Below are 12,736 nucleotides of genomic sequence, written 5' to 3'. Positions count from 1 at the left end.
ATACAAAAAGTGAATTTATTTTTGTTATAAAAAAAGCCGGCCTAAGCCAGCTTTATGAAACTAAAATTTAATTTTAGTTTACCGCATCTTTAAGCGCTTTACCGGCTTTAAATGCTGGGATTTTAGCTGCTGCAATTTCGATTGTAGCACCAGTTTGTGGGTTACGGCCTTGACGGGCTGCACGATCACGAACTGAGAATGTACCAAAACCAACTAGAGCAACTTGCTCGCCTGATTTTAATTCATCAGAAACTGCATCGATGAAAGAATCTAACGCACGACCAGCTGCAGCTTTAGAAATGTCAGCACCTGCTGCGATTTTTTCGATTAATTGAGACTTATTCATTTTGTCTTCCCCTTTAATTGTTATTATTTGGAACTAAAAAAATACTTGAACATTTTATATCAGGCATTTTTAACTACTGCAAGCTCCATCTATTAAAAATAATTTATCTATTAAAATTAATTAATATCTGTCTGTGCCTTACTATTACTATCCTGTAGAGCAGGCCAAGCTTAATTCGACAATCAGATTACCACAGATAACTTGTTTGAAAAGCCCTAATTTAAAATTTTTCGAAATTTTCTTTCAAAAACGGTTACTTTTCAAACAACACTTAACAATAACTTAACCTAACTGGCTACAGACCACTTATCAGGTGACTCTGCCAACGCCAGATCTAGCACATCATCAATCCACTTAACTGGGTGTATCGACAAGTCAGCTTTTACATTATCAGGAATATCTTTTAGATCTCGTTCATTATCTTTTGGAATGATCACCGTTTTGATACCACCACGATGTGCAGCTAATAACTTCTCTTTTAAGCCACCAATCGCTAGCACTTCTCCACGCAAAGTAATTTCACCAGTCATGGCAACATCCGCTTTAACCGGGTTACCAGTTAAACTAGACACTAATGCCGTGCACATGCCAATACCTGCACTTGGACCATCTTTTGGTGTAGCGCCTTCTGGCACATGAACATGAATATCACGCTTCTCATTAAAATCGGCGTTGATTCTTAAACCTTCAGTACGGCTTCTTACCACTGTCATTGCAGCTTGAATTGACTCTTGCATAACTTCACCAAGTGAGCCGGTAAATTGTAATTTGCCTTTACCAGGAACAGAGGCAGCTTCTATCGTTAATAATTCCCCCCCTACTTCAGTCCAGGCAAGACCTGTTACTTGGCCAATGCGATTTTCATCTTCCGCTTTACCATAATCGCATCGCTGTACACCTAAAAACTCTTCCAGGTTCTCTTGGTTGATCACTACTTTTTTAATGTCTTTGTTAAGCAGTATTTTTTTCACTGATTTGCGACATAGTTTTGAGATTTCTCGTTCTAAACTACGTACGCCAGCCTCACGAGTGTAGTAGCGAATAATGCCGATAATGGCACTATCTTCAATTTCTATTTCGTTATCTTTTAAACCATTTCGCTTAATTTGTTTTGCTAATAAGTGATTACGAGCGATGTTGAGTTTCTCATCTTCTGTATACCCCGATAGGCGAATAACTTCCATACGGTCCAATAACGGGCCTGGAATGTTCATACTATTTGAGGTGGCAACGAACATGACATCAGACAAATCATAATCCACTTCCAAATAATGGTCGTTAAAATTATTATTTTGTTCAGGGTCTAGCACTTCCAGTAATGCCGAAGCTGGATCGCCACGCATATCCGAGGCCATTTTATCAATTTCATCTAATAGAAATAATGGATTTTTAACTTCGGCTTTCGCCATTTTTTGAATTAGCTTGCCCGGCATAGAACCTATGTAAGTTCGGCGGTGACCACGTATCTCAGCTTCATCTCTTACTCCACCTAACGCCATACGCACGTACTTACGACCAGTAGATTTAGCAATAGACTGACCTAAAGATGTTTTACCAACCCCAGGAGGACCAACAAGACATAAAATAGGACCTTTAAGCTGAGTCACACGTTGTTGCACGGCTAGGTATTCAATGATCCGTTCTTTTACTTCTTCTAAGCCGTAATGATCTTTATTTAATACATCTTCAGCAAGCTTAAGATTACGCTTTAATTTACTGCGCTTTTTCCATGGCACGGAGATCATCCAATCAATATAACTGCGTACAACAGTTGCTTCTGCTGACATCGGAGACATCATTTTTAATTTTTGCAGTTCAGCTAAGGTTTTTTCTTTAGCTTCTTTGGGCATTTGTGCTTCGTCTATTTTCTTAGCTAATAACTCAGCTTCGTCGGGCACATCATCCATATCGCCTAGTTCTTTTTGAATCGCTTTCATTTGCTCATTCAAATAGTACTCGCGTTGGCTTTTTTCCATTTGTTTTTTAACCCGGCCGCGAATTTTCTTTTCTACTTGTAGAAGATCTATTTCACCTTCCATCAGCCCCATTAAATACTCTAAACGTTCGCCAACATTAATAATCTCTAACACATGCTGTTTATCTTGCAATTTTAACGGCATATGAGCAGCCATAGTATCAGCAAGTTGTTCGGCACTATCGATACCTGATACAGAAGTTAAGACTTCAGGAGGTATCTTCTTGTTTAGTTTAACGTAACCTTCAAATTGCGAAACCGCACTGCGCACTAGTACTTCATGATTATCAATATCAGTTTGTTCGGCTTCTAAAAAATCAACATCGGCAATAAAATACTCTTCAGTTTCAGTAAATTCTTTAATACTGCCACGCTGCATGCCTTCAACAAGTACTTTTACTGTGCCATCAGGTAATTTAAGCATTTGTAATATTGTGGCAACCGTTCCAATTTGGAATAAATCTTCAGCTTGTGGGTCATCAACACTTGCATCTTTTTGTGCTACGAGGAAAACTCTTTTGTCGTTTTCCATTGCTCGGTCTAAACAACGAATTGATTTTTCACGGCCTACAAACAATGGAATTACCATTTGTGGATAGACAACGACATCACGTAAGGCTAATACCGGGGTTTCTATTTGTCCTGAATGCTCTATAGTCATGGGGAATTCTCTTGGAAAAGTGATGTTTTAACCTAACTATTTATCTCTATTGTTGTTTATTCTTTAGATAAAAAGTCGGCAGTTTTTTAATGCTCTATTTAAGTATATGGGGATAGCGTTTAAGGTTTCAATAACTAATACCAAAAAATTAAAAATAGGGTAAAAGAATAGTCAGTAACGCCCTTCGGGGATTACGTTCGAATGAATTCGGACCAACAAGACCAGAACTACTGGTTGGCGTGAAATTTAAATCATGGATGATTTAACCTAGAATTGCCACGGATGGTATTAATTCTGTGTTCGCGCGTAATGGCGAAGCCACTTCCCTTTTTGGGGTTACAACCACCGTCTTCGTTTCTCGTTTCTCGTTTCTCGTTTCTCGTTTCTCGTTTCTCGTTTCTCGTTTCTCGTTTCTCGTTTCTCGTTTCTCGTTTCTAACAAGCATAAAAAAACCAGTCACTATGGACTGGTTTTTTATGATATATAAAACTTTTATGTTTTATTCGTTCGCTTGCTTCTCTTCTGGTGCTTCAAACATGATAATTGGCTTTGTTTCACCTTTAATCACAGTTTCATCAACTACAACTTTACTTGCATCAACTAACGATGGTAGTTCATACATAGTATCAAGTAATACACCTTCAACGATAGAGCGAAGACCACGAGCGCCAGTTTTACGTACCATAGCTTTATTAGCAATGGCTTTAAGCGCATCTTCTCTAAACTCTAACTCAACACCTTCCAAATCAAACAAAGCAGTAAATTGTTTGGTTAAGGCATTCTTAGGTTCTTGCAGAATTTGAATTAACGCATGCTCGTCTAGTTCAGTTAATGTTGCAACAACTGGTAAACGGCCAATAAACTCTGGAATTAAACCGTATTTAACTAAATCTTCTGGTTCAACGTTTTGAAAGCTTTCGGTCAGCGTTTTTTTAGAATCACTGTCTTTAACTTTTGCACCGAAACCTATGCCCGTACCAGTGATTAAACGTTGTTCAACAACTTTATCAAGACCGGCAAACGCACCACCACAAATAAATAAGATCTTAGAAGTATCTACTTGTAAGAACTCTTGTTGTGGATGTTTTCGGCCACCTTGTGGAGGAACCGCTGCAATAGTACCTTCAACCAGTTTCAATAATGCTTGCTGAACGCCTTCACCGGAAACGTCGCGAGTAATTGATGGGTTATCTGATTTACGTGAAATTTTGTCGATTTCATCAATGTAAACAATACCACGTTGTGCCTTTTCAACATCATACTCACATTTTTGTAAAAGTTTCTGGATGATGTTTTCAACGTCTTCACCTACATAACCAGCTTCAGTTAACGTAGTAGCATCAGCCATAGTAAACGGTACATCCAACATACGCGCTAACGTTTCAGCAAGTAGTGTTTTACCTGAGCCTGTAGGACCAATTAATAGGATATTGGATTTACCTAATTCAACGCCATTATGCTTATCGCCATTCCGCAAACGCTTATAATGGTTGTAAACCGCTACTGACAATACTTTTTTGGCATGTGATTGACCAATAACATAATCATCAAGATTTGCTCTGATCTCTTGCGGAGTTGGTAATTTATCTGACTCAGTTTTCGGAGAAATATCTTTTATTTCTTCACGAATAATGTCGTTGCACAGTTCTACACATTCATCACAAACAAATACAGAAGGCCCTGCAATAAGCTTCCTTACTTCATGTTGGCTTTTGCCACAAAACGAACAATACAATAACTTTTCGTTATCACCGCTACCTTTAATCTCGTCGGTCATACGGTTTTTACCTCAATCTAAACATAACCTATCAATAAATTAGCTATTGATAGTGCCCTTTTCAGGGACAAAAAATTCTAGTTTCACTGTTAAGTATGTTCACAAAATGTAGTTTTAACAATGTGAACATACTTTTAAGCCCAATTTTTTTGGGTAGTACTAACTATCTCTTAGTTAATATGGAGTCAACTAATCCATAATCAACCGCTTCTTGTGCACTTAAAAAGTTATCTCTGTCGGTATCTTTAGCTACCTTTTCATATTTTTGACCGGTATGATCTGACATTAAACGATTAAGCTTCTCTTTAATAGACAGGATTTCTTTCGCGTGAATTTCAAAGTCAGATGCCTGTCCTTGGAAGCCACCTAAAGGCTGATGGATCATCACTCGTGCATTTGGTAAGCAAAAGCGCTTGCCTTTTTCACCAGCGGTTAATAGAAACGCGCCCATACTCGCCGCCTGCCCCATACAAACAGTACTAACATTTGGTTTGATAAACTGCATTGTATCATATATCGCCATACCCGCAGTTACCGAGCCACCTGGCGAATTAATATATAGGAAAATATCTTTCTCTGGGCTTTCAGACTCAAGAAACAACAATTGCGCCACAATAAGATTAGCCATATGCTCTTCAACTTGCCCGCAAAGGAAAATAACACGTTCTTTTAATAAACGTGAATAAATATCAAAAGAGCGTTCACCTTTAGGTGTTTGCTCAACCACCATAGGTACTAATGCATTTTCGATTGGTGTTGAATTATTATTGGAAGTAAACAAAAAAATATCCTTAAAGAAATAAAAATGGCTTATATGAAATTCATATAAGCCATTTAAGCTATTGCAAGAGACAATGTCAATGCAAAAGACGATTAAACCTCGTAAATAACTACTAAGCGTTAGCTTGTGGGTTCATGATGTCTTTAAAAGCTGTTTTTTTGTTTTTAACAGCTGCTTTTTCTAAGATCAATTCAACCGCTTGCTCTTCTAGAGCTACGTGTTGCATTTGTTGTAGAAGTTCTTGGTTACCCATGTAGTAATCAACCACTTCTTTTGGATCTTCGTAAGCAGATGCTGCTGACTCGATTAACTCTTTAACCTTGTCATCATTAACTTTTAGTTCGTTGGTTTTAATCACTTCACCTAATAACAAGCCAACTTTAACACGACGTTCTGCTTGTTCTTGGAACATTTCAGCAGGAAGTTGTGGCATGTTCTTAGGATCCATTTGACCACCAAATTTTTGCATAGCTTGTTGACGTAACACATCAACTTCTTGAGTAACTAATGCTTTTGGAGTATCAATTTCATTTGCAGAAACTAAACCTTCAAGTACTTGTTCTTTAACTTTAGCTTTAACAGCTTGAGATAATTCACGTTCCATATTCTTTTGAACTTCAGCGCGAAGGGCTTCAATACCGCCTTCTTCTACACCGAATAATTTCGCAAATTCTTCATCAATTTTTGGAAGCACTGGGCCTTCAGTTTTGTGAACTACGATATCAAACTCTGCATCTTTACCTTTAAGGTTTTCTGCATGGTAATCTTCAGGGAAAGTAACAGAGATAGTTTTCTCTTCGCCAACTTTCATGCCTGTAACTTCTTTTTCAAAACCTGGGATCATGCGACCAGCGCCTAATTCAAGTTCGAAAGCTTCGGCTTTACCGCCTTCAAATTCTTCGCCATCAACACGACCGTTAAAATCTAAAGTAAGCTTGTCGCCTTTCTTAGTTTTACGCTTGTTTTCTTTCCAAGTTTTGTGTTGGTTTTGTAAAGTAACAAACATTTCATCAAGGTCTGCTTCAGTTACTTCTACAGCAGGCTTTTCAACTTTAATTGTTTCTAAGCCAGCAAGCTCTACTTCAGGGTAGATTTCAAAAGTTGCATCAAACTCTAACTCTTTACCTTCTTCGTTGCTTTTTGCTACGAATGCAGGACGACCAGCAGGGTTTAATTTTTCAGCTACGATTGCTTCTACGAAGTGACGTTGCATTAACTCACCAGCAACTTCTTGACGTACTGATTTGCCGTAACGCTTCTGAATTACAGAAGGTGGCACTTTACCAGGACGGAAACCGTTGATTTTTTGTGTTTTTGCGATTTGACGCAAACGGTTTTTTACTTCTACATCTACTGTTTCGGCAGGAACAGAAATTGATACTTTACGTTCTAAGCCTTGAGTAGTTTCAACTGAAACTTGCATTTTTGTACCTCAAATTCTGACGTTTATAACGCCTATTAATGCATCTCTATATATTTACCAGCAAACACTATATTTACTGCCTATCCATAAACCACCCTTACAGTGAATTATGAGTCGAAAGATTAATCTGTAACCTTTCGCAAAAAAGATGTTCTATCGTCTAATTAACATAGACTCGATTAAAATGTGACGCGGAATTATAGCGGTGCTAACCGCAGGTGTAAATAGCTGAGTTAGTAACTAATTTGCTTCATCGTAAATTCAAACCATTTTGAAATGGGTTTACTATAAGCATTGCTCTGTAGAGCCTACAATTAGTAAGGTTATTGTTCTTTTTACTAACAACCACTTAGCCTATTAATAAGTCACGCTATGCGTTTATATATGGGCAGAGAATTTAAAAACAACAGTAAAATAAAGAAAATTGAATTATTTTGTAATTAAGGGCCTAAAACGAGAAACGAGAAACGAGAAACGAGAAACGAGAAACGAGAAACGAGAAACGAGAAACGAGAAACGAGAGTATTGTAAAAAGTTTTCTGATTACTTAGTCAATAACGCATAGAAAGGTTGATGGAATTAATTTGCATGTAATTTGTTAAATTACGACATGAAAATTTTTTGGTGTAATTAAAAGAAGAAGTGGTCGGTGATGCAAGATGAATAAAATACATCCTGTATTTTCCCCTTTGTCGCACTACATGCGTTTAAATTTGTTCCAGACAAATTTATCAAACTTGCTTCACAAGTTCGAATAAGTATTTTATTGAAGTAAGGTTTTAACGTCGAATATTTCAGACTTTTCAAGAAGTGGTCGGTGATGCAAGATGTATAAAATACGTCCTGTATTTTCCCCTTCGGGCGCACAAGTGCGTGAAATTTTGTTCCAGACAAAATTTTAAAACTTGCTTCGCAAGTTCGAATATTTGATGTTTAGAATATTATTACGATTTTGAGTATTGCGAGAGATAAAGAAGTGGTCGGTGATGCAAGATGTATAAAATACGTCCTGTATTTTCCCCTTCGGGCGCACAAGTGCGTGAAATTTTGTTCCAGACAAAATTTTAAAACTTGCTTCGCAAGTTCGAATATTTGATGTTTAGAATATTATTACGATTTTGAGTATTGCGAGAGATAAAGAAGTGGTCGGTGATGCAAGATTCGAACTTGCGACCCCTTGGACCCAAACCAAGTGCGCTACCAAGCTGCGCTAATCACCGATATTCTTTTCTATTTAACTACAAGGTGTAGAAAAATGGGGTGGCTAATGGGATTTGAACCCACGACAACCGGAATCACAATCCGGGGCTCTACCAACTGAGCTATAGCCACCACTGTATGGCACGCCCTAAAGGATTTGAACCTTTGACCCACGCCTTAGAAGGGCGTTGCTCTATCCAGCTGAGCTAAGGGCGCAAAACAACCTTTACAGGGTTTGTTAAAATAAAATTTTTAAATTAACAAGTTAGAAAAGTGGTCGGTGATGCAAGATTCGAACTTGCGACCCCTTGGACCCAAACCAAGTGCGCTACCAAGCTGCGCTAATCACCGACAGATTTTCTGGCTAACACATCACTGCGTTAACGGATGCGCATATTACCTAGCTGACCGTATGGCGTCAAACACTTTTTATAAAAAAATGATCGTTCGGTTGTTTTTACAGCATATTGTGCAAAAACCAACAACATTTAACAATAAACAAACAGTTCAGGTAATATTTTCGTTGGGATAGCTAATTATAAAGTCGCCATTCGATGCAGTTAACAAAACATTAGCTTAAAAATAATGAATACCTAGCCATTTAGCTATCACCAGCAATAATTTTATGAGAAAATACGGCCAATTTAATTAAGGTAAACTTCAAAACAATGACAGCACAACTGATTGACGGTAAGGAAATTGCCAAGCAAATTAGACATTCAGTAAAAGAGAAAGTACTACAACGTTTAAATGACGGAAAAAGAGCGCCTGGTTTAGCCGTTGTTCTTGTTGGCAGCGACCCTGCTTCTGAAGTTTATGTTGGCAGTAAGCGCCGAGCTTGTGAAGAGGTTGGCTTTATTTCTAAATCATTCGACTTACCAGCAACAACTACGCAAGAAGAATTATACAATTTAATTGATCAATTAAATAATGACGATGAGATTGATGGCATTTTAGTGCAGCTGCCATTACCTGAAGAGCTAGATGCTAATTTGATCATTGAGCATATTCATCCAGATAAAGATGTTGACGGTTTCCACCCGGCTAATGTTGGTAAGTTATGCTTACGTCAGCCTGGTCTTCGTCCTTGTACTCCTAAGGGGATCATGACCCTTATTGAATCAACAGGTGTTAAACCTCACGGTTTAGAAGCAGTTGTTGTTGGCGCATCAAATATTGTTGGTCGACCGATGACGCTAGAGCTATTACTAGCAGGTTGTACAACCACGACTACTCATAGGTTTACTAAAAACCTAGAAGCTCGTATTCGTCAAGCAGACTTAGTTGTAGTAGCCGTAGGTAAACCTGAGTTTATTCCTGGCGATTGGATCAAAGAAGGCGCAATAGTGATCGATGTTGGTATTAACCGTTTAGATACTGGCAAATTGGTTGGGGATGTAGAGTTTACTGTTGCTAAAGAAAAAGCTGCATTTATCACTCCCGTACCCGGTGGGGTTGGACCAATGACTGTAGCAAGCTTAATCGAAAATACACTAATTGCTTGTGAAGACTTTCATAGCTAAGACTAGGAACTAGGAGTGGAGTGAGTACAAATTTAAAACCGTTTTCAACATGGATGTTGTATATGCCATGATCACAGGATGTGAAAGAATGGTCCATCGCAATTTGCATTCCTTCTTCCATGAAGTAAAAAAGGCGCTGATGCGCCTTTTTTTAGTTTATTATTTTAAATTAGTGGAGTCTTTTTTAGCCTTTACGCCAAGTTGTTTTACCTGCACTGTCTTCTAGAATAACATTCATCGCTTTAAGTTTATCTCTGGCATCATCAGCCATTGCCCAGTCTTTATTTGCTCGAGCGGTATTGCGCTGCACAATTAATTGTTCAATTAATTCAGCGTCATCATCACTACCCGCTTTGAAAAACTCCTCAGGCTCGGTTTGTGCTATACCAATAATTGCGCCTAACGATTTCAAAATGAATGCTAACTCTCCCGCCTTTTGTAAATCATTGGCTTTTAAGCGGTTAACTTCTTTTGATAATTCAAAGATAACCGGCAATGCTTCAGCAGTATTAAAATCATCATTCATCGCTTGTTCAAAGCGAAGTACATATTCGTTACCTGATAGTTCAACACTTATCGGCGTAACGCCTCTTAATGCATTATAAATACGCTCAATCGAAGCACGAGCCTGATCCAGGTTTTCCTGAGAATAGTTCAACTGACTGCGATAATGACTTGATACCAAGAAATAACGAACCGATTCAGCATCATAGCTTTCAAGAACACTGCGCAAGGTAAAGAAATTGTTTAACGATTTAGACATTTTCTCTTTGTTAATTTGTACCATGCCGCCGTGCAACCAATAATTCACATAGTCGGTTTTAGATGCGCAACATGATTGCGCGATTTCATTTTCATGATGAGGAAATTGTAAATCGCTACCGCCACCGTGAATATCAAAGTGTTCACCTAAGTGTTTTGAATTCATCGCAGAACATTCTATATGCCAGCCTGGACGTCCTTCACCCCATGGCGAAGCCCAAGATGGCTCACCAGGTTTTGCCGTTTTCCATAATACAAAATCAAGGGGGCTACGTTTTGCATCATCAACATCAACTCTTGAACCCGCCTGTAGCATATCTAAATTTTGTAAGCTTAATTTACCGTAATCTTTAAAAGATGGTACGTCAAACATCACATCGCCGTTGGCAGCTACATAGGCATGTTCATTAGCAATAATTTTTTCAATCATCTCGATGATTTCAGGCATGTGAGTAGATACACGCGGGTCGATATCAGGTCGAGCAATATTCAACGCATCTAGATCGGCATACATCTCGGCAATCATGCGTTCGGTTAACTCTTCAAATGATTCATTATTCTCGCTAGCACGTTTGATAATTTTGTCATCAACGTCAGTAATATTACGAACGTGAGTTAATTCATAACCTAAATGACGAATATATCTAGAGATAACATCAAATGCCACATAAGTACGCGCATGGCCTATATGACATAAATCATAAGTAGTAATGCCGCAAACATACATACCCACTTTTCCAGGATTAATCGGTTTAAACTCTTCCTTTTGACGGGTTAATGTATTGTATATCTGTAACATTTGTTCTCTCTTTTATACTGATAAAAATTTGCCGCGCAATTGTACCCGAACTAGATACCAGAAACTAGAATGAGGATACTAAAAGCGCTGATATTTTCATTAATTAGCTAAAATGCGCTGTTTTTAAGGATACTTTATTGATTCTTCATTGTTTTGTTCTTTACAGAATATCTCACTAGGTTACAATTCATGCCATAAATGCCTCAGGCAACTAACATAGGAAACAAGAGATGATCACATTTAAAACAAATTTAGGCGACATTAAAATCGAATTAGATTTTGATAATGCCCCTAAAACAGCCGCAAACTTTAAACAATACTGTGAAGATGGTTTTTATAACGGAACAATTTTTCACCGTGTAATTAAAGGCTTTATGGCACAAGGCGGTGGTTTTGAATCAGGCATGAGTGAAAAAACAACTCGCGGTGCTATCGATAATGAAGCAAACAATGGCCTAAGCAACACTCGCGGTTCTTTAGCTATGGCTCGTACTCAAGATCCTCATTCAGCTTCAGCACAATTTTTTATCAACTTGGTTGATAACAACTTCTTAGACTTTAAAAATGAGTCAGTACAAGGTTGGGGATATTGTGTATTTGCTAATGTCGTAGAAGGTATGGATATTGTTGATAAAATGACTTTAGTAACTACTGGCCGCACCGGCTATCACGATGATGTACCGCAAGAAGACATTACAATAGAGTCTGTTGAGGTAGCATAATTGCTCACTTACTTTATAGCTGATTTACATTTAACTCAGGAGCGAGCGGATATAACCGATTGCTTTCTGAGTTTTTTACGTAATGAAGCACCAAAAGCCGAAAAACTATACATCCTCGGTGATTTCTTCGAGTTTTGGGTTGGTGATGACGACGACCACCCTTTTGTTCTTAACATTGCAAATGAATTAAAAAAATTAAGTGCTATAGGGACTGAACTGTTCTTTATTGTGGGTAACAGAGACTTTTTGATCGGCAAAAAGTACGCAAAAAAATGTGGCATGACATTATTGCCAGATGTTCAAGTTATCAACTTATACGGCACAAAAACCGTAATTATGCATGGCGACTCGCTTTGTATTGATGATATTGAATATCAAAAATTTAGAAAAAAGTCCCGATCTTGGTGGTGGAGTAAAGGCATTCAATGTTTGCCATTATGGTTACGAAAAAAGATGGCTAGAGACTATCGCGCCAAATCCGCGATGAAAAAAAATGATCTAACACCTGAGATCATGGATGTTACTCAAAGTGAAGTTGTTAAAGAGCTCGAAGATAATGACTGCCAGTTAATGATTCATGGCCATACACACAGGCCAGCTATTCACCAACTTGAAGCGAATGGCAAACCGGCAACTCGTATTGTGCTAGGTGATTGGTACGAGCAAGGGGCTTGGCTTAAGTTTACGCCAGATGGTTATGAATTATTAAGCACATCATTTAAATAAAGCTGCGGTGCTCTATAATAAGCGGCTCCACGCAGCGTGAC

9 protein-coding genes and 4 tRNA genes are annotated in these 12,736 nt (G+C 38.2%); 3 read left to right on the top strand and 10 right to left on the bottom strand.

The features are described from left to right. Positions 1–73: 73 nt before the first annotated feature. The 9 genes from RI844_RS19975 to RI844_RS19935 all read right to left on the bottom strand — a co-directional run bounded on the left by RI844_RS19975 (position 74) and on the right by RI844_RS19935 (position 8,514). The gene (locus RI844_RS19975; protein WP_348396398.1) at positions 74–346 is read right to left on the bottom strand and encodes an HU family DNA-binding protein; all 273 of its coding nucleotides are present in this window, start codon (positions 344–346) and stop codon (positions 74–76) included. 287 nt (positions 347–633) lie between these two features. After that, positions 634–2,982, bottom strand: a complete 2,349-nt coding sequence (gene lon, locus RI844_RS19970; protein WP_348396397.1) for an endopeptidase La — start codon at positions 2,980–2,982, stop codon at positions 634–636. Between the two features lie 499 nt (positions 2,983–3,481). Further along, on the bottom strand, positions 3,482–4,759 hold the full coding sequence (gene clpX / locus RI844_RS19965) for an ATP-dependent protease ATP-binding subunit ClpX (RefSeq protein ID WP_348396396.1): 1,278 nt from the start codon (positions 4,757–4,759) through the stop codon (positions 3,482–3,484). Positions 4,760–4,922: 163 nt separating this feature from the next. Next, positions 4,923–5,540 (bottom strand): ATP-dependent Clp endopeptidase proteolytic subunit ClpP, encoded by a 618-nt coding sequence (gene clpP / locus RI844_RS19960; protein WP_348396395.1) that lies wholly within the window; start codon positions 5,538–5,540, stop codon positions 4,923–4,925. Positions 5,541–5,652: 112 nt separating this feature from the next. Continuing rightward, positions 5,653–6,963 carry a trigger factor gene (tig, locus tag RI844_RS19955; protein ID WP_348396394.1) on the bottom strand — a complete coding sequence of 437 codons (1,311 nt, stop codon included), beginning with the start codon at positions 6,961–6,963 and terminating at the stop codon, positions 5,653–5,655. A 1,143-nt stretch (positions 6,964–8,106) separates the two neighbouring features. Next, positions 8,107–8,183: transfer RNA gene (locus tag RI844_RS19950), tRNA-Pro, on the bottom strand. A gap of 36 nt (positions 8,184–8,219) precedes the next feature. Then, positions 8,220–8,295: transfer RNA gene (locus RI844_RS19945), tRNA-His, on the bottom strand. Positions 8,296–8,302: 7 nt separating this feature from the next. Next, positions 8,303–8,379, bottom strand: a tRNA-Arg gene (locus RI844_RS19940). A gap of 58 nt (positions 8,380–8,437) precedes the next feature. Continuing rightward, positions 8,438–8,514: transfer RNA gene (locus tag RI844_RS19935), tRNA-Pro, on the bottom strand. Positions 8,515–8,831: 317 nt separating this feature from the next. Between RI844_RS19935 and folD the strand changes: the two genes are divergently transcribed. Then, positions 8,832–9,686 carry a bifunctional methylenetetrahydrofolate dehydrogenase/methenyltetrahydrofolate cyclohydrolase FolD gene (gene folD, locus RI844_RS19930; RefSeq protein WP_348396393.1) on the top strand — a complete coding sequence of 285 codons (855 nt, stop codon included), beginning with the start codon at positions 8,832–8,834 and terminating at the stop codon, positions 9,684–9,686. A gap of 184 nt (positions 9,687–9,870) precedes the next feature. On the opposite strand, the gene cysS is transcribed toward folD, so the two are convergent. Continuing rightward, positions 9,871–11,247, bottom strand: coding sequence for a cysteine--tRNA ligase (cysS, locus tag RI844_RS19925; protein WP_348396392.1), 1,377 nt, complete (start codon positions 11,245–11,247; stop codon positions 9,871–9,873). Between the two features lie 230 nt (positions 11,248–11,477). Between cysS and RI844_RS19920 the strand changes: the two genes are divergently transcribed. Continuing rightward, positions 11,478–11,969 carry a peptidylprolyl isomerase gene (locus tag RI844_RS19920; protein WP_348396391.1) on the top strand — a complete coding sequence of 164 codons (492 nt, stop codon included), beginning with the start codon at positions 11,478–11,480 and terminating at the stop codon, positions 11,967–11,969. Further along, on the top strand, positions 11,970–12,695 hold the full coding sequence (locus RI844_RS19915; protein ID WP_348396390.1) for a UDP-2,3-diacylglucosamine diphosphatase: 726 nt from the start codon (positions 11,970–11,972) through the stop codon (positions 12,693–12,695). Positions 12,696–12,736: the final 41 nt, after the last annotated feature.

The organism is Thalassotalea fonticola, assembly GCF_032911225.1.
Classification (GTDB): Bacteria; Pseudomonadota; Gammaproteobacteria; order Enterobacterales; family Alteromonadaceae; genus Thalassotalea_A; species Thalassotalea_A fonticola.
Note: the sequence above shows the minus strand (reverse complement) of the source record. Positions and strands in the feature narration are given on the sequence as shown.

Excerpts from the sequence above, each read along its gene's own strand:
- cysS (WP_348396392.1), bottom strand. The coding sequence starts at position 11,247 with ATGTTACAGATATACAATACATTAACCCGTCAAAAGGAAGAGTTTAAA.
- RI844_RS19975 (WP_348396398.1), bottom strand. The coding sequence starts at position 346 with ATGAATAAGTCTCAATTAATCGAAAAAATCGCAGCAGGTGCTGACATT.
- folD (WP_348396393.1), top strand. The coding sequence starts at position 8,832 with ATGACAGCACAACTGATTGACGGTAAGGAAATTGCCAAGCAAATTAGA.
- tig (WP_348396394.1), bottom strand. The coding sequence starts at position 6,963 with ATGCAAGTTTCAGTTGAAACTACTCAAGGCTTAGAACGTAAAGTATCA.
- RI844_RS19920 (WP_348396391.1), top strand. The coding sequence starts at position 11,478 with ATGATCACATTTAAAACAAATTTAGGCGACATTAAAATCGAATTAGAT.
- lon (WP_348396397.1), bottom strand. The coding sequence starts at position 2,982 with ATGACTATAGAGCATTCAGGACAAATAGAAACCCCGGTATTAGCCTTA.
- clpX (WP_348396396.1), bottom strand. The coding sequence starts at position 4,759 with ATGACCGACGAGATTAAAGGTAGCGGTGATAACGAAAAGTTATTGTAT.